Origin of the sequence: Actinomadura sediminis (assembly GCF_042675525.1) — a bacterium.
Lineage (GTDB): Bacteria > Actinomycetota > Actinomycetes > Streptosporangiales > Streptosporangiaceae > Spirillospora > Spirillospora sediminis.
Genome location: NZ_JBHTJA010000230.1, coordinates 1 through 2,306, shown reverse-complemented (window position 1 = coordinate 2,306; position 2,306 = coordinate 1). Strand labels below are relative to the sequence as shown.

1 protein-coding gene and 1 pseudogene are annotated in these 2,306 nt (G+C 76.6%); both read right to left on the bottom strand.

Translation table 11 applies throughout. The features are described 5' to 3' along the window. Positions 1–1,033, bottom strand: a pseudogene (locus ACFQ11_RS37535) (FtsX-like permease family protein); the annotation flags it as partial. After that, positions 1,030–2,306: FtsX-like permease family protein (locus ACFQ11_RS37530; protein ID WP_378307698.1), on the bottom strand; the 1,277-nt coding region annotated here is incomplete at its 5' end. The gene ACFQ11_RS37530 and the pseudogene ACFQ11_RS37535, both read right to left, overlap by 4 nt.

Genomic DNA, 2,306 nt, shown 5'->3' with positions numbered 1-2,306 from the left:
GACCACCGGCGAGCACCACCGCCCGCAGATGCCGGGGCCCGCCGCCCGCGACCGCCACCAGCGCGAGCAGACGCCGCCGCCTGCGGACATCGACCGCCAGCGCGGGCCCGGCCAGCAGGACGATCTCCAGTGCGATCATCGCTCCGGCGAGCGCGACGACCGTGCCCGTCCGGGTCGCCGGCCACTCGGGAGGCGACGACAGGTCGATCGCCTCGGCTCGTCCGGCGCCCGCCGCCCCCGGCGGGTGCTCCACCACGTCGCGGGACAGGACCATGATCCCGTCCTCGTTGAACGCGGTGACGTCCTCCCAGGTCACCGGACCGCCCGCATCGATCAGCCACTTCCGGGAGGTGTTGCTCTCCGCCGCCCCGGCGGGGACGGCGCCGGGCAGCGTGAGCGCGAGGTTCTCCGTGGTCTTCCCACCGCCGGGCGTGTACGGGTCGCGCACGTACCCGACGACGCGCATGGGCGTCTCTTCGGAGCCGACCCGAACCGACCCGCCGAGCGCAAAGCCCCGCGCGGCGAGCGAGGGAGACAACGCGATCTCCCCCGGCGCCCCGGGCGCCCGCCCATCGGTGATCTCCAGAATCCCGCGCGCCATCGGGTCACGGACGTCCAGCTCGTGAAGCGGCACCCGCAGACGCCCGGCGGACGTCACGATCTCGACGTCCCCGAAGTTCATCGGCAGGACGCGCGCGTCCGCGCCGTACTCGGCGACGACCCGCCGGGTGATCTCCGCCGTGGTCCAGGCCCGCGCGTCGCCGGGCGGGCCCGGCCGCACCGCCATGGCGTCCCCGTTGTACGGGTGCTGCCGGATCGGGTCCCTGCCGCTCCCGCCGAGCAGGGCGTCCGCCGCGCCGATCTCGTGCGGCAGCGACTCCCGCGGGGTCCACTCCAGCGTCTTCCACACCACGCCGAACCCCACGACGGCCGCCACCGGCAGCCCGACCATGCACAGGATCAGCGCGGTGCGCCCCTTGGCGCGCAGCGCGTCCCGCCACGCGATGCGCAGCGCGGGCCGGTAGGACGTCATGGCGCCGCCCGGGTCGCGAGCGGCTTCGAGCGGGTGCACAGGCCCGCCACGGCGGCCGTGACCAGCGGGACCGCGAAGCCGATGATCAGGAGGACCGTCCACGGGGCGTCGAAGAAGGGGCCCCGCGCCGCTCCGCCGTCCTCCGGTACGCCCTCGGTGAGCACGCGGGCCGCGGCGAGGCCGGGGACGATGCCGGCGGCGATGCCGAGCCAGCAGCCCAGCACCGCGATGTACGCCGCCTGGCCCGCCGCCAGCAGCCGCCGGGTGCGCGCCCGGGCGCCGATGGCGGCGAGGACGGCGAGGTCGGGACGGGCGTCGGCGGCCGACAGGCCCGTCGCGATCAGCGCCCCGCCGAGCGTGAGGACGGCCGCGACCGCCGTGAGCAGCAGCATGAGCGTGTCATCGGAGCGGGTGAAGCCGCGCTCGACGTAGACCCGGCCGCCGTCGTACCCGTCGAAGGCGTTCAGCACCTCCGCGACGCGTTCCGCCTCCGCCTCGGTCGTACGGTGCTCCGCGCCGTCCACCCCGAACGCCGCGACGCGCGGCGGCACCCCGATCCGCTCGGCGGCGGACGGCGGCACGAGCGCCTGCACGTGCGTGTCCATGGCGACCGTGACGGCCGGGAGCCCGCGCACCCGCCCGAGCGTCCGCGGCTTCGGCTTGCCCGGTTCCCACAGTTGCACGGTGGCGGTCGTCGTCTCGACGGCGGGCGTGCGCGTCCCGAACAGGACGATCTTTCCGGCGGCGAGCGCCGCGGTGACCTCGGGCACGTCGCGGCCGAGCAGCATGCGGGCCTCGGCGGCGCCGCCCACGACCGTCTCCAGCGGACGGTCCCCGACGCCGTCGCCGCCGCCGAAGCCGGGGGTGAAGGTCACCGAGTGGCACGCGGGGTTGAGCGGCGGCGTGCAGTTCGCCCCGGGCAGGAGCCGCAGGTCGAGCAGCGGGAGACCGGGTTGCGCGCGCTCGATCGCGGCGCGGACCTCGGCCGTGCGGGCGTCGTTCGCACGGACGGCGTCCGCCCATGCCTCGCCCGCCCGGCCGTCCTTCAGCGCGTCCTTGGGCGCACGTTCCAGCGGCGGCCAGATCAGCGCCGAGTCCCGTGGCAGGTCCGCCGGGTACAGCTCCCGTTCCTGCTTCAGGTCGCTCGCCTGGGCGATGGCCAGCGCGCTCGCCCCGGCCACCGCGGCCATGATCGCCGCGACGGCGGGCGCGGTGCGGGCCCGGTTGCGGGCGCCGTCCCGGACGGCGAGCCGCAGCGGCACCGGCAGCCGCC